The sequence below is a fragment of the Bradyrhizobium neotropicale genome (assembly GCF_001641695.1).
In the GTDB taxonomy this organism is placed as follows: Bacteria; Pseudomonadota; Alphaproteobacteria; order Rhizobiales; family Xanthobacteraceae; genus Bradyrhizobium; species Bradyrhizobium neotropicale.
Map to the genome: position 1 here is coordinate 96,286 of NZ_LSEF01000052.1, position 20,824 is coordinate 117,109.

General features: G+C 59.1%; 17 protein-coding genes. 7 read left to right on the plus strand and 10 right to left on the minus strand.

Annotation, left to right across the window (positions count from 1 at the left end; translation table 11 throughout):
• Positions 1-9 precede the first annotated feature (9 nt).
• From AXW67_RS17570 to AXW67_RS17585, 4 genes are all read right to left on the minus strand, one after another.
• Positions 10-1,146 (minus strand): acyltransferase family protein, encoded by a 1,137-nt coding sequence (locus AXW67_RS17570; RefSeq protein WP_082907931.1) that lies wholly within the window; start codon positions 1,144-1,146, stop codon positions 10-12.
• A 197-nt stretch (positions 1,147-1,343) separates the two neighbouring features.
• Positions 1,344-2,624 carry a hypothetical protein gene (locus AXW67_RS17575; RefSeq protein ID WP_063678875.1) on the minus strand — a complete coding sequence of 427 codons (1,281 nt, stop codon included), beginning with the start codon at positions 2,622-2,624 and terminating at the stop codon, positions 1,344-1,346.
• Between the two features lie 89 nt (positions 2,625-2,713).
• On the minus strand, positions 2,714-3,595 hold the full coding sequence (locus AXW67_RS17580; protein WP_161491266.1) for a glycosyltransferase: 882 nt from the start codon (positions 3,593-3,595) through the stop codon (positions 2,714-2,716).
• 358 nt (positions 3,596-3,953) lie between these two features.
• Positions 3,954-4,763: a glycosyltransferase family 25 protein gene (locus AXW67_RS17585; protein ID WP_082907932.1), complete on the minus strand. Its 810-nt coding sequence runs from the start codon at positions 4,761-4,763 to the stop codon at positions 3,954-3,956.
• A 289-nt stretch (positions 4,764-5,052) separates the two neighbouring features.
• Here AXW67_RS17585 and AXW67_RS17590 point away from each other — a divergent pair, with 289 nt between their 5' ends.
• Positions 5,053-6,408 (plus strand): glycoside hydrolase family 16 protein, encoded by a 1,356-nt coding sequence (locus AXW67_RS17590; protein ID WP_063678877.1) that lies wholly within the window; start codon positions 5,053-5,055, stop codon positions 6,406-6,408.
• Between the two features lie 69 nt (positions 6,409-6,477).
• On the opposite strand, the gene AXW67_RS17595 is transcribed toward AXW67_RS17590, so the two are convergent.
• A complete protein-coding gene (locus AXW67_RS17595) occupies positions 6,478-7,284 on the minus strand; it encodes a hypothetical protein (protein ID WP_063678909.1) in 807 nt (268 codons plus the stop codon).
• 309 nt (positions 7,285-7,593) lie between these two features.
• Here AXW67_RS17595 and AXW67_RS17600 point away from each other — a divergent pair, with 309 nt between their 5' ends.
• From AXW67_RS17600 to AXW67_RS17620, 5 genes are all read left to right on the plus strand, one after another.
• Positions 7,594-8,715, plus strand: coding sequence for an acyltransferase family protein (locus AXW67_RS17600; protein ID WP_161491267.1), 1,122 nt, complete (start codon positions 7,594-7,596; stop codon positions 8,713-8,715).
• A gap of 320 nt (positions 8,716-9,035) precedes the next feature.
• Positions 9,036-9,941, plus strand: a complete 906-nt coding sequence (locus tag AXW67_RS17605; protein WP_161491268.1) for a beta-1,6-N-acetylglucosaminyltransferase — start codon at positions 9,036-9,038, stop codon at positions 9,939-9,941.
• 470 nt (positions 9,942-10,411) lie between these two features.
• Positions 10,412-11,863: a lipopolysaccharide biosynthesis protein gene (locus AXW67_RS17610; protein ID WP_063678879.1), complete on the plus strand. Its 1,452-nt coding sequence runs from the start codon at positions 10,412-10,414 to the stop codon at positions 11,861-11,863.
• A 100-nt stretch (positions 11,864-11,963) separates the two neighbouring features.
• Positions 11,964-12,821, plus strand: coding sequence for a glycosyltransferase family 2 protein (locus tag AXW67_RS17615; RefSeq protein ID WP_082907935.1), 858 nt, complete (start codon positions 11,964-11,966; stop codon positions 12,819-12,821).
• Positions 12,818-13,699: a polysaccharide pyruvyl transferase family protein gene (locus AXW67_RS17620; protein ID WP_027552892.1), complete on the plus strand. Its 882-nt coding sequence runs from the start codon at positions 12,818-12,820 to the stop codon at positions 13,697-13,699. The genes AXW67_RS17615 and AXW67_RS17620 overlap by 4 nt, the downstream gene beginning before the upstream one ends.
• Positions 13,700-13,731: 32 nt before the next feature.
• Here AXW67_RS17620 and AXW67_RS17625 read toward each other — a convergent pair whose 3' ends face one another.
• The 5 genes from AXW67_RS17625 to AXW67_RS17645 form a co-directional block, all read right to left on the minus strand.
• A complete protein-coding gene (locus AXW67_RS17625) occupies positions 13,732-15,072 on the minus strand; it encodes a hypothetical protein (protein WP_063678881.1) in 1,341 nt (446 codons plus the stop codon).
• Between the two features lies 1 nt (position 15,073).
• Positions 15,074-16,054, minus strand: coding sequence for a glycosyltransferase family 2 protein (locus tag AXW67_RS17630; RefSeq protein WP_051310649.1), 981 nt, complete (start codon positions 16,052-16,054; stop codon positions 15,074-15,076).
• Positions 16,055-16,134: 80 nt separating this feature from the next.
• Positions 16,135-16,962, minus strand: coding sequence for an FkbM family methyltransferase (locus tag AXW67_RS17635; protein ID WP_051310651.1), 828 nt, complete (start codon positions 16,960-16,962; stop codon positions 16,135-16,137).
• A 116-nt stretch (positions 16,963-17,078) separates the two neighbouring features.
• The gene (locus AXW67_RS17640; protein WP_063678883.1) at positions 17,079-18,071 is read right to left on the minus strand and encodes an NAD-dependent epimerase/dehydratase family protein; all 993 of its coding nucleotides are present in this window, start codon (positions 18,069-18,071) and stop codon (positions 17,079-17,081) included.
• Positions 18,071-19,285, minus strand: coding sequence for a glycosyltransferase family 4 protein (locus AXW67_RS17645; RefSeq protein WP_027552895.1), 1,215 nt, complete (start codon positions 19,283-19,285; stop codon positions 18,071-18,073). The genes AXW67_RS17640 and AXW67_RS17645 overlap by 1 nt, the downstream gene beginning before the upstream one ends.
• Before the next feature lie 557 nt (positions 19,286-19,842).
• Here AXW67_RS17645 and AXW67_RS17650 point away from each other — a divergent pair.
• Positions 19,843-20,166 carry a hypothetical protein gene (locus AXW67_RS17650; RefSeq protein ID WP_027552896.1) on the plus strand — a complete coding sequence of 108 codons (324 nt, stop codon included), beginning with the start codon at positions 19,843-19,845 and terminating at the stop codon, positions 20,164-20,166.
• Positions 20,167-20,824 lie beyond the last annotated feature (658 nt).

Sequence of the window (20,824 nt, forward strand, 5' to 3'; positions counted from 1 at the left end):
TGGAGGCCTTCACTCGGCGAAATGCGGTTGCTGGACCCTGCGACGCGGCTTGAGAAATTCCGCAAGCGGGCGCTCGAACAGTCGCCATGCCGCTACGCCTATCAAGGCGGAAAGGACCAGACTGGCGGCGAAAAACGACAAAGGGTTGAAGTGTGCCTTGAACTTCCCGATCGCGGAGATGGTCAGCGTATGCGTCAGGTAGACCGAATATGAGGCGTCGCCGAGCACGGCAAGGGCAGGAACAAGAGGGACGCCCCTGTTCTTCTCAATGATGACGGCTCCGGCGACGAGTAGGAATGCCGGTATTCCCCAGACCATCGCACGTGGCGAGTCGATCTCGAATCTGACCGAAACGAAAAGCAACAGCAGACCAGCAGTCAGCGAGATGTAACCCCAGCGAAGCTGCGGCAGGCGATCTTGTTCAAATGCTCTGCCCAGCAATACCCCGGCCGGAAATTCGAGCACGATCGGGGCGGTGTAAAAAACGATCAGCGGGCTGCCGCCGGTGTAAAGACGGCCGATCAAGGTCAGGACAAGGAATACCGCGGCCAGGAAAACCAGTCGCGTGGTATTCTCCAGAACGAGTGCCATGGCAAAGACGGCATAAAAGAACATCTCGTAGTTCAGGGTCCATCCCGGCACCACCACTGGCCAGATCTCGCCGTCGCTCGGAGATCGCATCGGAACGAAGAAAAGTGAGGCGAGAGTGTGCGTGGTGCTGACAACAAGCCGTGGAAACAGGATCGGAAAGACCATCGCCGCGAACACGAAAGAAAGCGTCACGAACCAGTACATCGGAACAATTCTGACCATGCGGTTCAGGAAGAAATCTGTCGGCGCCTGCGTGCGGTAGGCGGTCACGGTCCACATGACGAACCCGCTGACGACAAAAAAGACGTCCACGCCGGCGCTGCCGATGACGAGCGTCCGTCCGTACGTGAAGCCTTGCGCATGAAACGCCACAACCCCGAAGGCCGCAAACGCTCGCAAATATTGGATGGAGAGAAGCTTTGCCAAAGGCTGTCTCCAGTAGTGACGACCACTGTCCGAATGACGCCCACAGAAGTCCGTGCCGCGTCCTTGCATGCGCGGCCTTACGTCCATCGCATTTCGGGTGAGTTCGGCGCGAAGCGCGGCGGCCAGCATCACTGGCGTCGGCTTCCCGTGGGGCTTCTCATCTTCCCAGGAGAGTTCGTTGTTCGTGTGGATGTTATGCGTTTTTTTTGCGCCGCGAGGTCCGTCATGGACCGGCGCAGCGCATCAGTAGAACGAGGAACGCGCTCGGAGACGGAGTGGGCAATCTGGCTCGCCGGACCTGAACGGCACGCAAAACCAGCGGAGGTTCAGCCCGATTGCGAGGGTAGGCGTTGAAGCGACTGACGCGCTGGGGGTCCCACCAGTGTCAGCAGCCAGACGATCAGCGCGAAGCTTGGCTTCAGCACGACCCCGATACTGATCCAGCTGAACACGAGAAAGTTGCAAATCTCCACGCGCAGCCGGCTCGAATACAGCCGTTGCAGAAGAATAGCTGCGATAAGGCCAAACCCGAGCAAGCCGTATTCATAGATCAACTTTGCCCAGGTCGGATCGTTGACCTCATAGTTCATGCGATACAGCTGGACGTCCCTCAGATAGCTGCCTGCCCCGTTGCCAAACCATGTGGTAAGGGGGCCGTTGTCGAAGCTGTGTCCGATCATTTCCATCGGTGCGACGAAGCGCGCATAAGCGCTTGTATTCGGTGTCTGAAACTCGGAGAGACGGTCGAACCACAGGTCTAGGCCCGGAATGTTCAAACTGTAGAGCAGGTACAGCGCCAGGATCAGGCCAACGAGATAGACGACGAAGAGCGGAATGCGAGCGAGTGATCTCGGCAGCAACAATCCAGCGGTGATTGCGAGCAGGCCGGAGCCGGAAAGCGAACAAAGCAGTCCAGCCGCGAGAATGCCCATAGTGCGCAGCCTCGCCCGCGACCCGAACTCGATGATGAGGGCCAGCGCCACCACGAGGGAAAGATCAGCCGACTCGCGGAGGAAAAAGCCGTTTGGCTTGATGATTCCGCCGCCTTCGCGGACGAAGGTGTAGTGCCCGGCACCACGAATGGCTTCGGGGAGGCTGAAATAGATGTTGGTCAGAAGCGACGATTTGGTGGCGTTGACCAGCACGATCTGCACGATCGCGATGCCGGCGATGACCGTTGCTGCCGAGACATAGGCGGACAGAATATATTCGTGGACACCCTCCGGTGCCCCCTTCAGCCGAATGGCGAACGGAGCATAGAGAACGAAAAGAAGCATCAACGACGTCCATGACGTCGACGTTGTCGCGGTATAGGTTCCGAAGCAGGCGAAGATCAAGGCGACCAAGAACAGCGCCAGAGACAGGAACCCGATCGAGGCGAAGCCACTCATCAACAGATACGCCGTTACGAGGGCATAGCAGATGAGATCGGTCGACGCCGGAAAGGCGCTGATATTGTAGGCAATCTGCGACAGGAACAGAACGGAGATGATCGATGCCCATATGGCACGTCTCCCCGACTTGCTGAGTTCGGTGTCAGATGACGTTAACTGCGGCCGCGTCACCCCAGCCGGTGCCGCCAGAGGAACTTGAATCTCAAAGGTCATCGCGGCTTTCGCCTGGGTGGATCGAGATCACGCTAACACACTCCGGTCATGTGCAACGGCCGATATCGGAATACAGTTTTGACGTCACGTCAGTCCCTCCGGAGCAGGATGTCACGAAGGCGCTCGGTTCCCTGCTCGAGCCCGAAGCGGCTCGACATCAGTTCGAACAGCTTGGCCTGGTTCCGGTTAAGGACGGCGAGGTCGTCGATACTGCCGATGATGACATTTGCCAAGCCTTCCATGGTGTCCGCGAGATACATGGCCGATTGCTCATCGGTAGTGGTGCCATCGACTGCCGTTCGAAGTCCGAATATGGGAAGCCTCGCGAATGCGTAATCCAACAGTTTCAGCTTGAAACCCCCACCGAGCGTCTCCGCGACCAGTCCGCCGCGCGACCTCGCAACCACGCCCGAGAGATCGGCAACCGGGCCATGGAACACCAGATTCGGTCGCTCATGGGCATAGCGGGCCTGGATGGCCTCCGGAACGTTTCCGACTACGTCGAGAGTGACGTTCTTGGATTTCAGCACGGGAAGCAACGTGCCAACGATGTGCTCGAGATTGCGCTGCTTTGCTACCCATTCGAATGAGCCGAGTAGCAGGATGGATCGCGGCCGGGTTGGCTCGATGCAATCGCTCGGCGCGATCGTTCCGAGATAGATCGGCGGCACCACGAACGTGGTCTTGCCTGACGGCGCGAAATAAGCTGCGTCGACGTCGGTGATGCAGACAATGCGGTTGGCGACCTTGACGATGCGGTGCTCCAGCCGCCGGTACTTTTCAGCATCCCAGCGCATGATCGTCCGCCGCACCGGGTTGGCGAAGTCCTTCGCGATCTCGCGCCGGATCTTTTCTTCGGCGTTATGCGCCACATAGCAGATTGAGGCTTGCTTTCGCTGCTGTAAAACCGTCGGCAAGAACGCGGCGGAGCGGGCGTGATCGAACACGATCCAGTCCCAGTGTTGATTCAAGAGTTCTGTCAGAGCAGTCCCGATCAAGGGCGGTGCGAGACTGTAGGCGTCCCTTGGCAACGATGTGAGCAGGCTCAGAATTCCGAATCGCCTTGGCCACGGCGGCTCCGGGAAGGCCGTGCGCGGCAAGCGGAGCAAGCGGTCTTCGATCGGCCCGTTCTCGCGTCGCGTGCCGACGACCGTGACGGCAGCCCGCTCGGTCCTTGAGAGCGCTGTAAGCATTCCCGCTGTATAGAGCGCATCGCCGCTAAAGAGCGGTGAGGGGACGCGGCCGGCGATCCAGAGAACCTTCTTCATCGCTCTATCTCGAAACAACGCTCAGAACGGAATGCCGAGGCCGAGCAACGGCGACTTTGGATCACGCGACGGATGGAGATTTCGCGGCGAGCAGGCGTCGCTTGACAAGGAGCCTTGCAACGTAGGTGATCCGCTTTGTGCCGCGAGCGATGGAGGCAAGCCTCTGGCGAAGCCGCTCCGTGGACTGCAAGGGGGGAGCATCGAGATTGCGCGGCTCGATGCTGCTTTCGTAGGCCGCCTGGCTGACGAGAAACGGTTGGGTCTCGGCGAAATCAATCCCGTGCCGATCGTAATAGACGAGCTTGTGGTCGAGTGGTCGGTCGGCGACCGAAAGTGCCCTGATCAGCTCAACTGCGCCCTTTCCGGTGATGGCATAGGCGGCGGATCCCAACGCAGGCTTTAGAGGAACGACGAGCTGGGCCGTTTCGCCCTTGACGAGCGAAACGCCAGATTTCGACGTATGCGCATAGTGAATGCCCTCGAATTTCACGATGTCGCACCTCTTCAGAAAGCGCGACAGATCGTGCCGATAGAATTGCGCAAAGCGTTCGTCGAACGCGGCGTCGTCCTCGAGGATGATGGCCATCGGCAAGTTCCTGCGAACGATGCGTTTCAGCGCGGCGATGTGCGAAAGGTAGCAACCGATTTCGCCTGCCTTCATCGAGCGATTGGCAGGGGTAAAGTGAAATTCGCGGCGGATCACCCGGCGGATGAGCGTCGCGCGCTTCCTGGCGTCAATCGCGGGGAGTCTTTCAAAGGGGATCCCGAGCCGCGTCAGCGTACTCGAAATGTCCTGCCATCGCGCAACGTCCCGATCAAGATTGATGACGAAGGCCGGTATGGTAGCGTCGGTTGCCACAACTTCTCTCACGTTTGATTTGTCGCTTGCTCAGAGCAAGTGGTGTTGCCGCAAATTTCGTCATTCTCCAGACAAAAATTCGGCAGTCCGACCACATCATGGCCAAGCTTGACGTGTCTTATGCGAAGCCAAACTCCCGTCTTCATCCATTTCGTCAATGTGAATGGCTGAACGTCGGGAAACTCCTAGAGTGCGAGGCTAACCTGTCCTACCGACGCAAGGCTGTCAACTTGAGCGAGCTCTGTTGATGAAGACAGGAGTCGCCGTCATCGAAATTTCACACGCGCAAAAGGCTAGCTGAATGATCCTCGCCGAGATTGGCAAACGCGTCCTCCCGATATTGATGATCCTCACTGCCATTCCGACGCCGGCGCGGTCTGCGGGATGGGAACTGGTGTTTTCTGACGAGTTCAACGGCGACAAGCTCGACCGCACCAAGTGGGCCACGCGTTATCTCTACAACAACGAGACGATGGACCATTTCAACGACGAGAACCAACGTTATCGCGACGGCCACGTCGTGGCTGACGGCGTGCTCAACCTGATTGCAAAGAAGATGCCCGGATCGGTCAGCCTGTACGAATCCGCCATGATCCGCAGTCATCGAACGTTCTACTACGGATATTATGAAGCGCGTGTGTTCCTGCCCAACGCCAAGGGCGTCTGGCCGGCGTTCTGGCTCGAGGCCGACTACGACATCGATGGCAAGACTTGGCATCCGCCGGAGATCGACATCTTCGAATTTGTCATAAATGGCGTCGAGGACAAGGCGAACTCGCTGCACTCGAATGTGGTGGCGCCCTTTAATCCGCAGCAATACACCTATGTCGATCGCTCTTTCGAGCTCAAGTTCCAGAATATGTATGGAAGCGAGGACCTCAATCAGGGTTGGCATACTGCTGGCTTCGTGTGGGCGCCCGACAAGATATCGCTGTTCTGGGATGGCAAGCTGATCTACACGCGCAATTACCAGTGGCTGCGCAGCGACGGAAAGCTCGGACCGCCCGCGCATGTCGATCTCAACTTCGCTGTCGGCGGCAGCAAATGGGCGGGCCGGCATGGCGTTGATGAGGCGGCGTTTCCGCAGACCTTCAAGATCGATTATCTCCGCGTTTGTCAGTACACAACCTCCGAGCGCGGAGGCCGGCAATGTGGTCCGAGCGAATTGACGCCGGATCCAAAGCAATTTGGTTATTCCGCGCCGCTCAACGACATGGCGAAGCCGGCGTTCCTGGGCGTCAGCAAGGTGGTGGTGGGCAAGAAGCCCAACGCGGGCGTCCTGGCGCTAACCACAAGCGACAAGCTCGATGTCGAAATTCCGCTCAAGGTCCCGGACGACTATCCATCCAACCGGACGCTTCAGCTCACCATTTACGACAAGGCAACGGGATCCATCGTGTCGTCGGCCAATGCGAAACTTCGGGTCGAGCCCGACAAGAAGCGAGCCGACGGCTCCGTTATTGTCGCGGCCTCACTGCCTGCCATTCAGAGCCCCGGAAACTACATCCTATTTGGCAGGTTGGCTGCAGAGGCGACCAACGGCAGTGGAAAGGAGACGCTGTCCAGTCCGGCGACGTGCGGCACGGATGTCGTCCAGCCGGCCAAGGCGACTGTGTGCAAGCTGTTGTACATGGAAGTGCAGGCGCAGTCGCATTGATGAAGGTGCGCGCCGGCGTCGGCGGCGCCTTCATCCGTGCAAGTCAGCTTCGGCGGCATGGCAGGTTCGCTATGCCCGCTCCGCTCCGAAGAACTCGCGTCGCAGCTTCGGCGTCATCAGCCTCAGCGAGAGCGCGGTCTTGATGAAACGCAGCGGATGGGCAAGCGTCGCCTTGTTGAAGAAGGTTGCGATCAGCCCGGACGAATTACTGTGGGCCCCCGGATGTCCGACCCGATAGATCGCGCCAAAGAAGGGGAGGGGCGATAGCGGGGTTCCCGCTGTGGCCAGTTCCTGGGCGACGGCGATGTGGCTGCCAAGCATGCGCTTCATGTAGTCGTCCGCGTCGTTTCCCTTGAGCTTCTCGAGATCGTAGAGCCGGGCGTTGATGATGTGCGACGTGCCGCAAAGCATGAAGAACTTTGAGATGGCACCGAGCAGCCGGGTGCCTTCGGTCCACATGTAGCCACGGTCGATGTACCATCCATTGTCGTCGGGATGCCTGGCGACGTGGTCGGCTAGCCTGGAACTGACAAAATCGTCATCGTCGACGATCATGAAGAAGGTGGTGTCCCGAGCTGCCAGCATTCCCGCGCGTACGCGACGTCCTTTGTCGATGCGGAAGAAATCACGGAAAACCTCGACGTCGTCTGTGGCACCGCGTTCGTGTTTCAGGTTCGGCGCAAAATCGACACGTTCGACCGAAAAGCCCTTCGGTAGGGCAGGCAGGTCTGCGCCGGCATTCGCCACAATGATGGCTTGCCAGCGGTCACCATTCTGACCCGAGATTGATGTTATGGTCTGCGCAAGCCGCGCCTTGAGGGCGTCCCAGTTCTTGGAATTTGCCGGATGGCGAACCGGTATGATGAAGGTCAACATGAGTTGTCTCGCATGGACGTCGTGGGCTTTGATGCTGCGCATCGCGCGATGGCTCCGGCAAGATAGCATGTCCTGTTGGCCCGGCAGATGCATAGCACCAAGTGACTGCTGCCGCCCGGATTGGTCATCGTGGTTGCATGAACTGTCAGCGAGAGGTTTGTGGCAAAGCTATGAAACGGGGCTCGACGTTCCCTTGCGATAGGTCGTAGTGCAGCCGTGACGATCCCTCTCTTGGAACTACCCTGCTCTCTACCGATCGGTTCAGCACGCTTTCTCCCTTCTTGATGTGAACGACAGATGACTCCTGGAATGCCGCCGGATCAAAAATCACCTACGCAGCTCTTGACCATCCAGTACTTGCGCGGTGTCGCATCCGTGATGGTGGTCCTGCACCACATCAGAAATCCGTGGCCGAATCTCTACAATCCGCTCGAGAAGTTCGACATGGGCGAGGCCGGGGTCGACATCTTCTTCATCATCAGCGGCGTGGTGATGTACGTCTCGTCGCGGGTTGAGACACCTGCGATCTTCGCCGGATTGCGGCTCATCCGGGTCGCGCCGCTGTACTGGATCCTGACACTCGCCGCGGCTAGCTTGCTTCTATTGTCTGGCGGGGCGAAGCCCGGTATCGCGCTCGTGAACGACGTGATCCTTTCTGCGCTGTTCATTCCACATCACAGCTCGATCTTTACCGGCACGATCTGGCCGGTGTTGAACCCGGGTTGGACCCTGTATTTTGAAATGTTCTTCTACCTGATCTTTGCGGTTGGCCTTTTTTTTCGTAAACCGCTGCTGATCTCGCTATGTCTGATTGCCCTGCTTGTTACGCTGGGACAGTTTGCCGCCACCGACGAATCGATCTTCCGCACGTATACGCACCCGCTGCTGATGTACACGCATCCCCTGATGCTGGAATTTGCGGCCGGCATCGTCTTGGGATGGTTGTTCCTGAGCGGGAAAGTTCCTAACGTCTGGCTGCTCCTGCCGGCTGGCTTCCTGGCGTTGTTCGCGGCGCATATCTTGCGGCTTCCGTACTTGTTTCTGCAAAACGGACTGTGCGCAGCGTTGATTATGGTCGGCGCGGTCGCCGCCGAGCGATCATTCAAGATTCCCGAGATTCGCTGGCTGCGATTTCTGGGGGATGCGAGCTATTCGATCTATCTGACGCACGCGCTGACCCTCTTCGTATTTCGCCGCCTGTTTCTTCGGCTACCGTTGGAAGGTGTGCCGCAATTTGCTTTGTTCGCGGCTCTCGCCGCAACGGCTTCGCTGCTGGTCGGATTTCTAGTCTACTTCAAAGTGGAGCGTGCGATGACGCGCTGGCTGCGTTCGCAATTCCTGACGGTCTTCGCGGTCAAGCGCGGAGGTGCAGGCCAGCGATTGCTGGAAGTCAGCTCGTCTGTCACCGTGGCCCAGCCGGCGGCTGACTAATAAGCGGACTCTTGTGCCTCCTCCCTGGGCAGACATTCACGGGGTCGGCGCCTTGCCTTCAGTCGACTGAAGCGGGGCAGGCATGCGCATGATGCAGGTGCGCACCCCGCAATCCAATGACCTTGATGTCCCGGGTTTTTCGGGACCCCATTGGGCCTCACTGCGTTAAGCAATCAGCTTTTTGAACACCAGTCCATTGCGAGATCGTTGGTACAGGAACCGACGACTCTCATAATCACCTCAGGGCCCAACGTTATCGGCTTCGCCGCAAATCTTGCGTTCGTTGGTGCGATTACTTGGTCATGCGGGACGACAGGAACATGAAGATTGCGTATCTCATCCTTGCCCACAGGCATCCGGAGCAGCTTTCTCGACTGGTCCGTCAGCTGCGGTCTCCGACTACAGAAATGTTTGTGCATATCGACGCCCAGGCGGACATCGACCCGTTCCTGCGGGTGGTCGGTTCCGATGTACAATTCATAGCAAAGCGAATTCCGATCTATTGGGGCGACTATTCGCTGATCAGCGCGGCCCTTGTGCTCATGGAGGCAGCATTGGCGGCGCCTCGTCGCTATGACTATTTGGTTCTAATCAGCGGCGCGGACTATCCGCTGCGTACGACGACCGAGATCGAGAGTTTCTTCATAGAGAATAACGGCATTCAATTCATCGATTCGGTGGCGATGCCGTCCGAGGCCGCCGCGAAACCGCTTTCTCGCCTGACGGCCTACAAGGGCCGCCCCGGGCCGCTGGGTTGGTGCAGCGGCAAAGGGCGTCGGCTGATTAGCGGACTCGGCCTGATGCAGAAGGGGCGCGACTACAGGAAGTACCTCGGCGAACTAACCCCTTACGCCGGTAACCAATGGTGGGCGCTGACGCGCGATGCTTGCATCTACGTCCAGAAATTCGTGGCCGACAATCCGAGGATCATGAAATTCTATGAGAGTACCCATGTCCCGGATGAAATGGTGTTCCAGACCATCCTGGCGAACTCACTGTTTCGTCCGAACATGCGGCGCAGTCTCACCTATTCGGATTGGAGCGGGGGCGGCGCAAATCCGTCGGAAATTGGCGAGCGTCACATCGCGATGTTTCGCGCCAATCCGCGCCTGAAGATAGATGGCATTTACGGCGCGGGTGAACTGCTGTTTTGCCGCAAGGTCATGGACACTGCGGTCTCGGATCAGCTCGCGGTCATGATCCAGCAACGGAATCCAGGTATGTGACACGCTTCCGACCCATTGCTTGCATTTGATGGCGAGGAAACCGGGCACAGCCAATATCTGCCAGTCGAGTCTGACGTCTCCGGCTACAATTTGGTCGCATTTCGGAGCTGGTTGAAGGCTGATACTTGTTCCGCACAAACGTCGAAGGGCAGGCCTGCCTCTTGCATCTACAGCTGTGACAACTTGCCAGGCATCCTCGGTTGGCTGGCAACGGATGGGGCGCGTGGTCGCGGTCGAGCGCGCGCTCCGCCGATTCCGCTCCGGGGAAGCGTCTGATGGCAATCGAGTTGCGCGCGATCGGAAGCTGTCCGCTGGGCCGTCAACTTCGCGCAAGCGAGTCTTTGCACGGTTCCATACATTCAAGGTGACCGCCCGTCATCGCGCCGGGAGCTCACGAGCTGGGAAGAAATCTGCAAATGGTAGGTACTGAACCCGGCAACCGCACACACGCCGTTCGGGCGATCCGGGGCGTGTTCTGGTCGAGCGTCAACTCGGTCATACCGTCGCTCGCCGGTTTTCTCGTTTTCCTGGTGACTTCGCGCTATCTCGGTCCGGGCGAGTTCGGTGTCGTGGCCCTTGCCGGCAGTCTGGTCGCGTTGCTTGCAGTGCTATTGCCGTCGGGTTTCGCCGAGGCGATCGTTCAGCGGTCGTCCGTTGACGACATTCATCTCGACTCGATCTTCTGGGCGGCAACGATCTGCGCGCTCGTCGCGTATGCCGTGCTTGCGATCTGCAGTGGACCGTTCAGCCGAATGCTCGGCTCGGAATGGATTGCGGTGTTGCTGCCCGTCGCCGGACTCAGGCTGTTCGCGGATGCCGCCGGTATCGTTCCGCAGGCCATCATCACGCGAAGAATGTCCTTTGAGTTGATTGCCGGCCGGACGTTGCTTGCCACAGTGGTATCGGCGGCGCTGACCGTGCTCCTTCTCGTCGCCGGTTATGGCGTTTGGGCTCTCCTCATCGCGCAACTGTCCTCATCCGTCGCCGCGGCGGTGGCCGCGATGTGGGGAGCGGGGTGGCGGCCGAAATTCCGGATCAGCCTGGATGCGCTCAAATCGCTCGCGCGTTACGGCGGGTTTTCATCGGGCACTCGCGCCATGCAGGCCCTGACGACGCAGGCGGATCCCGCGATCGTGGGACTGTACCTGGGGCCGCATCAGACGGGCGTCTATGCCTTTTCCCGGAACCTGTTCCAAATGATCCTCAATGTGCTAGCTGCGCCGATCGGCGCAGTGGCTCATCCGATGTTCTCAGCCATTCAGGAGAATGTGGATCGGGTCAGGAAAGGCTTCCTGCTTGCGACTTTTCTCTCCTCTGCGTTGTCGTTTCCAGTCTTCATCGGGTTTACGATGGTGGCGGACCTTGCGGTTCCCGTCATATTCGGATCGCGCTGGGTTGATACGGTTGCCCCGATCAGGCTGAATTGTGGCTTGGGCTTGATGGCCTGCATCGGTGTGATTCAGGGAAGCCTGATCAACAGCCGTGGTCATGCGCATTGGTGGTTCTATTATCAGCTTGCCGCCGGAATAGTCACGCTTGGGATCCTGCTGCTGATGTCGAGATTCGGCGTGACCGTGCTTCTGGCTGCCGTCCTGATCGCAACCATCGCCCGATGGCCGTTCGCGGTGATGAAGACCTCCCGACTGTTGTCGGAACCAGTGTCGGAGTACTTGCGGGTCTTCGTCGGCCCGACGGCCTCCTGCATGGTCATGGTGGCGTGCATTGCAGCCACCAGACATCTTCTTCCCGAGCTTCCGCCAACGCTTACGCTGAGCATCAGCGTTGCGGTTGGAGCAGTGTCATATCTCGGGGCGATGCTGGTCATCGCCAGGGATCAGACGCTCGATGTCGTGCGGTTGCTTTTTGGCTCGATCTCGTCCGGATCACAGGGCCGGCGTGGGGTTGCGTCGACGCCTGGTTGAGCACGTTGGTTGCACCTCGTGGCTCAATAATGCTACCCGACGACTATCTCGTCTTATGTTCCTCTGTTCTCGAACCTGACTAAGGCCAGAGCAAGTAGAAATGCATGAAGTTGCACTAACGTTGGTCCTGTGCTCTCGAAATGGAATGAGGACCGTCGGCAAATGCCTGGATCATATTCGCTCGATGGACGGCGCTTCCGCCATTGAGGTTGTGCTGGTCGACAACGGCTCGACGGATGGCACCTTCGCGGCAATGCAGGAGTTCTGCCGGGCTAACCCAAATCTGTGGCGTGCTATCCAGGAGACCAAGCCGGGCAATTCAGCGGGCCGAAATACCGGGATCATGGCGTCCTCCGGCGGAGTGATCCTGTTCATCGACGACGATTGTTATCCGGACAGGGATTTTGCGTCCGCGTGGAAGGCGGTATTCGCGCAAGATCCCGGGCTGGGCTTTGGTTCTGGGAGAATCCTGCCGTACGATGCACGGCAGTCACCGCTCGGTTGCAACACCAGTACCACGATAAAGATTCTTACGTCGTCCACCTTTATCCAGCGAGGGTTTGTCCAAGGATCCAACATGGCGTTCAGGCGCCAGTGTTTGATCGATGCCGGCATGTTCGATGCCCACTTCGGGGCCGGTACGCCGTTCGCCGGAGAGGAATGGGAAGTTGCTGTCAGGTCGTCATATGCTGGCTGGACGGGCGGATATTTCCCGCAGCCAAGCGTGGCTCACGATCATGGTCGTTTTGTCGACGAGGCATTCGTGCGCGGACATTACTATGACATCGGTGCCGGCGCCGTCTACGCCAAGCACCTTCTGACGGCGCACGCCTCGGCGACGATCGTGGAGATCGCGCGGGACATCCGCAGACAGATCAGGAAGGGTGCCGCCGTTGGGCCTCTGTTCGGAGGAGCCATGCAATATTACTCGACCATGCTGCGTCAGGCGCGATCATGAAACTCTACTACTATCGGAGCACAGCACCGAACTTCGGTGACGACCTGAACAATGTGCTCATGCCGAAGGTCTTTCCGCGCTTCTTTGATGAAGACGATCTGACCCTGTTTCTGGCGATCGGGTCGGTCCTGTTCGACCATCATCCGCAACAGGCCCTGAAAGTGGTCTTTGGGTCGGGATTTGGTCAATACACTGCGGCTCCTCGACTCGACGACCGTTGGAAGCTCTATTGCGTGCGAGGACCGCTGACTGCGCAAGCGTTGGGACTCGACGAACGCCTTGTCGCGGCGGATGCGGCAGTGCTGGTCAATCGCCACCTGAGGGATGAAGTCCCGAAACGTTTCAAGTTCAGCTACATTCCGCATTGGCAGAGCTTATTGAACGGCAACTGGCCCAAGGCATGCGAACTGGCCAATGTCGAACTGATCGATCCGCGTTGGCCGGTCGATCGCGTCCTTGAAATGATCCGGGCTTCGAACACTGTCATTACCGAAGCGATGCACGGAGCCATCGTGGCGGATGCGCTACGGGTGCCGTGGGTGCCGGTTCTTCCGTTCCACCGGTCGCATCGATTCAAATGGTCGGATTGGGCCGGCGCTCTTATGATCGATCTGAAACCCTACGCCACCTTTCCCGCGACGTTGCACGACCTCTGGGTCTCGAAGACGGGCAGGGATGGCAACTGGATGTCCAGCAAGAACGGGCTGGTTCAACTGGCCGTCGGAGCGGCCAACAACGTGCTGCCTCATATCGCCGCGCGCGGATTGCAGCGGCTGAGCGAAATGGAGCCCGTGCTCAGCTCAGATGTTGCCCTCGCAAAGGCCGTGTCGAAGCTCGAGGACGCCGCCGACCGCATCCGCCGGGATTTTCATCGTTGAACGAGACGCGCCGCGTCTCGTTCTAAGAGCGTTCAGAACTGGATGACCTTTACGCCAGCGATATACATTCTGGCGGGGAAGCCGCCAGGACCGTTCGGCTCGCCCGCCGGACCGCCGACGGCAACGTCCATCAGCATGTACCATGGCCCGGCGCCGACCCGGTTCGGCATGGCGCAATAGGGCCGGCCGTTGAGGTAATAGATAAGCTGCTGCTCGCCGATGAAGCAGCCGAAGCGGTTGAACCGGGAAAAAAGATCGACGCCTTCTTCAATCAGGCCAAGCGGCATCGCCGCGCCGCGGGCGTCGGGTCCCTTTTCGCCTTTCCAGTGAATGCTGGAGAATATGACGTCTTCCCGATACTGCGGCGCCCCGGTGATGTAGGTCTCGAGGAGATCGATCTCTGGCGGCCAGCCGGGCTTGACGGGCAACAGCCACAGCCCCGGCCAGCTGCCTGTAACTTTCATCAGCCTGACATTGAACTCGACGTAGGTGTTGAGCGTAATGCGGTTGAACAGGGTACGCGATGTTACGATCGCAGAGGAAAACCTGAACGGCGTTTCCATCCGCCACCCCGGCACCAGTTTGCCTCCTTGCCCATCCGACAGCCCATCTTGGTGGTATTCGGCCTGAATGAAGCGGCAGCCCGTTAGCGGATCTATTCCCCACACTGTTGTTTCCGGGTTTAGCGATGGGTCGGCGTAGTAGCCCAATTCCTTGTTGCCATCCAGACGGCGCCCGCTCGCAAGACGGCTTTGCCAGCATGGCGTGCCGCCAGCGACATACCCCTCGTCGTTCGCAAAATCGCGATCGAGCAGGCGGTCGGAGAAGACCACCGAGCCGTGCGAAGGAAGCGGCGGCAGCGGGACATCGTCACTGACATGGGGGGCCGCGACCGAAGGCAGGTCGCCTGGTCTTACCTCTGCGCTGGCGCGCGCAAAGCCGAAAAGCGGATGTCCGAAATCCGATATCTGGAAGATGATTGACTTGCCCGCCTCAAGCGGCCGCACAAGGCGGATCTTCACCACTTTGACCTGCTCGCCAGGCTGAAAGATGAGGAAGCCGCGGACAACGAAGAAATCGGCGTCCTTCGTCGCCTCGCCCGGCAAAACCCCAATCGTTCCGGTCCCGTTAAGCGTTTCATATTCCAGCACAATCGTGCAGGTGGTCGGCGCGTTGAGCTTGACGGGCACTTCTGCCCAGAGCTCTGCTGGTCCGACTGTCGTATCCACGACGGCGATGGTGGAGTCGCCGAATGAGAACGCGCCGTCCGCCGCAGCCGGCGTGTCCAAGACCGTCAGCGGGCCGATGGTCGTCAATGCGATTCCGACCGAGCCCTTGAGCAATGTCCTTCGCGTCGCGCGCATCATCGCCAATTCACCGGCTCTTTGTTGCCCAGAGGCGACGCCCGGACGAGAAGCCGAAGGACACGACAGACTGGAGTGCCAGCGCGACAAGGCCCACAGGGACGGCGAGGGCAAGCGCGCCAAATCTGCGCTTGGCGATCGCGTATTGGCCCGCCGTGCGCAGCTCGGTCCGGAGTGTGCGAAGTCCTTGCCAGTCGCGCCTCCGCCAGGTCGAGCTGAGCCAGCGCAGGATGAAGGTCGCGCGGGTATCGGGCCGCAGGATGTATTTGGCATAAAAACTGCCGCGGCCGCGATCATAGGAATTGAGCAATGCGGGCACGTCCGCTTCGACGCGGCCATGGTCGTGCTGCACGGTCGGTCGGGGGTCGAAGCAGGCGTCGAACCCCGCCCACAGCACCGCTGTCACCGCATCAATGTCCTCGCAGGGAAAGCGCGTGCCCGCGCCGAGTTCGGAATCGATGCCGCCAATGGCCCGCAGCGCCTCGCGCCTAAAGGCGAGGTTTGCGCCCTGCAGCGTTCCGGCCCGGACAAAGGTCCGTTTCGGATAGATACACGGTGCTTCGCTTTCCTCGATCGTGATCCTGGCGTGGTTCGGATTGTGCAGCAAAATGCGGCCTCCGATCACGCCCGCGCCGGGATGATCGGCAAACGCCGCGAGTATGGCGTCAACATAGTCTGGCGCCGGATAGCAGTCGTCATCGGTGAAGGCGACAATCCTGCCGCGCGCGCTTTCCCAGCCAATGTTTCGGGCCGCGCCCAGTCCTATTCGCTCGCCGACGACATATCTCGAGACCGTATCGTTGGCTAATTCACGCTGCAGCACGGCCGCCGTATCGTCGGTCGATGCGTTGTCCACCCAGATCACCTCATAGCGGTGATCGGGGCGCAATGCCCGTAGCGCGCCGAGTGTTCCCGACAGGCGGCTCGCACGATTGCGCGTGCAGATGACGATCGATATCTCGATCTCTCTGGTCGGATCAGCATCCACCATCAGGTCCTGCGCATGTACGAGGCTGAGAGAATGATAGCCCGTGTTCCCCACGTGGCTGCAATGGTGGCCGGGAGTGCGGTCTACAGGCTGGCATGGGTATCGTACCATCCGGGCAGCGAGCCGCGTTGACCTGTACAGAGCTTATAGACCGCCTTGAACGGCAAAGCCAAAACAGGAAGCCTGGCCAGCAGGGAGTCGTCGCCGAAATACCGATAGTCCCGAAATATCGATCGATATCGATGGATGATGCCGTCAAAGTCCAGCCACGGCCCGCCGAGATCCTCGCCAAACGGACCGGAGGCGCCGGCGTCGAAGACATGCGCGACCGTTGAGCCGTCAAGCGCCTTGGTCTCAACCCGCGATCCCGGAATTCGCTGCTGCTGCACGGCCTTGAATTTCCGGTAGCCAAGCTCGCGCAGCAGGCCGAGCTGGGCTTTAACCTCACCAAAGTCGACCTTGTCGGACTCGACAGAGATGTATTGAGGGCGGTTGTGTTGCTGCTTCAATCCCTCCAACACCAGCTGATCGGCTCCCTCGACGTCGATCTTGAGAAAATAGGGCACGCCACAGGAGCGGTAGATATCGACGACGTCGATGCGCGGCAGCACGATGCGTTCACTCCTGTGGCCCAGTTTCTCGGTTCGCGCAGCCCTGTTCTGGTCGATGGTGCTCAGGACGGAGTCCGAATTCTTGTAGAAGGTGATCGTGGGTCCTTCGGACTCCGATGCAATGGCTCCCTCGATGATCCGCAACTGCCCGCTCGCGACTTCGGTGTGAAATCGCCCCTGGCAGTGTCGCACGAGCTCCGGGTTGGCTTCGATCCCAAGAACCTTGAACCCTTTCTTGAGATAAAAGGCCGCATCCTCACCCTTGTGCAGGCCTACGTCGTAGATCAAGTCTGCAATCATTGCGAAGCTCCTACGAATTACACTGTCGAGCCTTCCAAATGATCGTAGCGGCCATCGTCTGGTCTGCCGCGCGAACGTACTCCGGTGCGGAACCTTCCGGCGGGCTGGGCCGCCCGTCAGGCGGCCGCCCTGGTATTGCTGCGAACCTGCCGTTCAATCCACTCATAGGTCTTCTCGAGACCGGAGCGGAGTGTTGCGGACGGCTTCCAGCCGAGCTTCTGGCCGATCAGCCGGTTGTCCGAGTTGCGGCCTCGCACGCCGAGCGGCCCGGGAATGTGCTTCTTGTTCATCTTCTTGCCGGCGATATCGGCTACGATATCGACAAGCTGGTTGATCGTGACCATCTCCTCCGATCCGACGTTGACCGGACCTTCAAAGTCCGAACGCGTCAGGCGGATGGTGCCTTCCAGGCACTCATCTATATAAAGGAACGAGCGCGTCTGGGTGCCATCACCCCAAATTTCGACTTCTCCATGATTGGAGGCCTGCGCAACCTTGCGGCACACCGCCGCGGGCGCCTTCTCCTTGCCGCCTTCCCAGGTGCCCTCGGGGCCGAAGATGTTATGGTAGCGCGCGACGCGGTTTCGCATTCCATAGTTGCGGTTGTAGGCGAGATATAGTCGCTCCGAAAACAGCTTCTCCCAGCCGTATTCGCTGTCGGGCGCCGCCGGATAGGCCGAATCTTCCGCACAGTTCGGATTGTCGGGATCCTTCTGGTTATGTTCCGGATACATGCAGGCCGACGACGAATAGAACATGCCACGCACGTTGCGCTTCTGGCAGGCGTCGAGCATGTTGAGATTGATGGTGGCCGAATTGTGCATCACGTCGGCATCATGCTCGCCAGTAAAGATGTAGCCGGCGCCGCCCATGTCGGCGGCAAGCTGATACACCTCGTCGAACTTCCGGTCGGTGATCTGTTTGCAGAAATTTTGGTCACGAAGATCGCCAACCACAAAATCATCGGCCTCGGTGTCCGTGAATGGCGGAAATTTCAGGTCGACGCCACGCACCCAGAAGCCTTCACGCTTCAGTCGCTTGACCAGGTGGCCGCCAATGAAACCACCCGCACCGCAGACAAGAGCTGTGGGCTTGTTCTTCGTCGCCATTAGATGTTCCTTTCCGTAGCTTTCGAACCGATTGCATAGTCAAATACCGATTCAAATCGGTCGGTTACCAATTTGATGTCGTAGTTTTCGAGCGCAAATGATCTCGCTTTGGCGGCTGCACTTGCTCTCAAGGCTTCGTCGTCGAGAAGCCGCAGGGCAGCCTTCAGGAAGGCCGCCTGATCGACGGGATCAACGACCAATCCGGCGCCATTGCGGCGAATCAGATCGGAAGAGAGATTTTCCTTGGGCGCGGCAAGCAGCACCGGACGCCCGGCGCAGAAATAGGATTGCACCTTGGAGGGCACCGAGAATATTCCTGCTTCCGGTTCGATCGTCGCAACGGCGACATCGGAGGTGGCTAGCACCATGGGAAGATCTGCAAACGGCTGCAACGGCAGCAGGACGAGATTGTCCAGCCCGAGCTCGGCCTTGGCCTGCTCGAGATGCGCGACGCCGACGCCCTGGCTGACGGTCACGACATTGGCGCGTCCCTTCACCGCCTTGGCGAGCTGTACCAGCAGGTCGGGATTGTGCTTCAGTCCAAGCGTGCCCGAATAGAGAAAGTTGAACGAGTCGTGCAGCCCGCGACGGCGCGCCCACTCGTTGTCTTTCGGATGAGGCGCGATATCGTTCAGTGCACCCCAATTCTCGATCACGAAGACGTTGTCTTTCGTGCCGGTCCACTTGCTTGCAAGCGGCGAGAAGGCATTCGTGATGACGACGATCGCGTCAGAGCTCTGAAACTGTCGTCGCTCCAGAAACCTGTAATAGGCTCCGACCATGGCACCGGGGGGCCCCAGCTTCTTGCGCAACAGCTGCGATACGGCAACGCTATAGAAATCCTGGACCCAGAACACGAACTTCGAGCCGCTCTGCTTGCACGCGTTGACGATGGCCGATTGCGCCTCTGTCGGCGTATTGCCGGAGATGACGATGTCCGGCTTGTCCGAATGCACCAGTTTCGCAACCGCCTTTCCGTAGGCGACGTCGTCGAATCTGCGGCGCACGAAGGAAGCCTTGTCGTAGGGGCGCGTTAGCTTGACGCCGGTAAACGACAGGCGATCGGGATCGGCAGGCGATCTCTCGAGCTTGCCCTTCGGGCCAAGGTCGCCGTGAAAATAGGCGTGGCTGACTTCATGTCCCCGGATCGCCAGTTCGCGGCTGAGATCGACCTGGAACGGATGACCAGCGTAGTCGTGGACGAAAATCTTCATGACAGCGCTACCCGACAACCGCACGATGACTGTGGTGGCAATGCGCGCGACGCGAGGTCGCCAGCCATGCGTCGATGGATCGGAGTTGTCTGTCGTCGGTTTGCATTATCCTCAATTTCGAACCTTGTTGATCGCCACGCGGTTTGATGTTCCCGCGGGCCACGTGTTTTAAAGACGTTCTGCTCGAATATTGGACAGCAGCGGAGTGAGACATGATGGCGGCTTCTATTCGACGAGTAAGAAAATCTTGTGTCGGTGTGAATTCAAATTCGGTGCCAATTGGCGGAAGTGGCGAGCGACACCACACGATGTGCTCACAAGTCGTCGAGGCATGCGTCCTTGCCTCAAAACAGCCACGTAAGCAGTGCCTACGCGAAGGATCGCTGGTACCGCGCGTCCAGGCGTGTCCGTTACCTGTGCTGCAATGGTCTGATCGCGCGGGCAAGACAGCGTGCCCTTGGAGCAGATCCGATTTTGGGGTCCCTATGTCATCTAGGTTCATTGCTGTTGCGTTGGCCGGATGGCTGGCAGGATGTCATTGCGCCTTTGCAGATCCGATGACGCTGGATTTTTCCTGGCGTGGGGCCCAGGGGTGCGTGACACTGTTTCCAAATCCGGAGTTTCATCTTCACAACATTCCCGCCGGGGCTAAAATGTTGTTGCTAACGCTAACTCAAGGCGTCAGGGAAATGGGCGGGCAGGAACTGCCGATCCCGGAGGATGGCGTTTTGCCGGCGGGAACATTCCGAACGTTCGCTCCGTGCAGTCCTGGCGTGTACCAATGGACTGCGCAGGTTAAATCGGCGGCTGGAGAGGTGTTGTCCGAGGCGCACAAGGCGCGCTTTTATCCGACCGACGCGCTTGCGCAGGACAGGCCGTAAACCGACCCATCCGGTCGATAAGCTCCGCTTTCAATAACGACGCTCTGCAATGCGAGCATCATCGTCTCGATTGACTGTTCGTGGACGAGTCGTCCGGGTCCGTACATCATTGCATCTTGGCGGAACCCGCGATCGGATCTGCCTCAAACGTAGGCATAGCGATGTTGCGCCTTTACCAGGGAACGAGCCCAGGTTCCAGGCGAGCTGATCCAGGCGAACCTCGAATCGCAAACGTGCGACTCGTCCGCGAGCGAGCAGTGGCGTTCCCGGACTGTGCAACGGAACCTCAGGGGTGTGCGCCGAAGCGATATGCAGGTTGCTCGTTCGGTGGCTGCAAAGCCGAGCAGCGTCGCGAGTGGATAGCTCTTCGCTGGTCACGTGCTGAGATTGGAACCGAAGTCATCAGTTCGTGTTGTGGTGCGCGCGCTTGTTGCTCAATCGCGAAGAAGCCGCATTTTGAATCGATAGGCAGGTCTCCCGTCCGCGATCGCGGACTGCGACTCTGAAGAAGTTTTGTGCGTGAACAGGAGCCGGGCGATCGAATCTCGGGGCAAATTAAAAAGTGCAGTGCGCTTCCGGTTTTCGCAGGTCAGCCCGCCATGACGTGCGCGCACGAAAGCCTCTCTTGTTCGCCGGGCGCGCAGTTGCGTGAACAATT

Excerpts from the sequence above, each read along its gene's own strand:
- AXW67_RS17570 (WP_082907931.1), bottom strand. The coding sequence starts at position 1,146 with ATGCTGGCCGCCGCGCTTCGCGCCGAACTCACCCGAAATGCGATGGAC.
- AXW67_RS17575 (WP_063678875.1), bottom strand. The coding sequence starts at position 2,624 with ATGACCTTTGAGATTCAAGTTCCTCTGGCGGCACCGGCTGGGGTGACG.
- AXW67_RS17590 (WP_063678877.1), top strand. The coding sequence starts at position 5,053 with ATGATCCTCGCCGAGATTGGCAAACGCGTCCTCCCGATATTGATGATC.
- AXW67_RS17595 (WP_063678909.1), bottom strand. The coding sequence starts at position 7,284 with ATGTTGACCTTCATCATACCGGTTCGCCATCCGGCAAATTCCAAGAAC.
- AXW67_RS17600 (WP_161491267.1), top strand. The coding sequence starts at position 7,594 with ATGCCGCCGGATCAAAAATCACCTACGCAGCTCTTGACCATCCAGTAC.
- AXW67_RS17605 (WP_161491268.1), top strand. The coding sequence starts at position 9,036 with ATGAAGATTGCGTATCTCATCCTTGCCCACAGGCATCCGGAGCAGCTT.
- AXW67_RS17615 (WP_082907935.1), top strand. The coding sequence starts at position 11,964 with ATGCATGAAGTTGCACTAACGTTGGTCCTGTGCTCTCGAAATGGAATG.
- AXW67_RS17620 (WP_027552892.1), top strand. The coding sequence starts at position 12,818 with ATGAAACTCTACTACTATCGGAGCACAGCACCGAACTTCGGTGACGAC.
- AXW67_RS17630 (WP_051310649.1), bottom strand. The coding sequence starts at position 16,054 with ATGGTGGATGCTGATCCGACCAGAGAGATCGAGATATCGATCGTCATC.
- AXW67_RS17635 (WP_051310651.1), bottom strand. The coding sequence starts at position 16,962 with ATGATTGCAGACTTGATCTACGACGTAGGCCTGCACAAGGGTGAGGAT.
- AXW67_RS17640 (WP_063678883.1), bottom strand. The coding sequence starts at position 18,071 with ATGGCGACGAAGAACAAGCCCACAGCTCTTGTCTGCGGTGCGGGTGGT.
- AXW67_RS17645 (WP_027552895.1), bottom strand. The coding sequence starts at position 19,285 with ATGAAGATTTTCGTCCACGACTACGCTGGTCATCCGTTCCAGGTCGAT.
- AXW67_RS17650 (WP_027552896.1), top strand. The coding sequence starts at position 19,843 with ATGACGCTGGATTTTTCCTGGCGTGGGGCCCAGGGGTGCGTGACACTG.